The following is a 221-nucleotide window of genomic DNA, read 5'->3' on the forward strand; positions in this document are numbered from 1 at the left end:
GTTCTTGTAATTGTTTGCGTGTTTCCACAAGCATCAACAGCAGTATCAGCAAAAGTCACTGTTACATTTCCACAAGAATCTGTAGCTGTAGCATTACCAGTAGCAGCAGGATCAGTACTTTCCGTACATTCCACTGTAGCGTCGGCAGGTAATGTTAATGTTGGCGCAGTAGTATCTACCACTGAAATCGTTTGAGTATCAGACACAGCATTACCACAGTC

1 protein-coding gene is annotated in these 221 nt (G+C 43.0%); it reads right to left on the minus strand.

Going from position 1 to position 221, the window contains the following annotated elements; all coding sequences use genetic code 11:
- Positions 1-221, minus strand: a 221-nt coding sequence (locus tag Q0787_RS19305) for a hypothetical protein (protein ID WP_298905105.1), incomplete at both ends; no start/stop codon positions are given.

The sequence above is a fragment of the uncultured Psychroserpens sp. genome, assembly GCF_947492715.1.
GTDB lineage: Bacteria > Bacteroidota > Bacteroidia > Flavobacteriales > Flavobacteriaceae > Psychroserpens.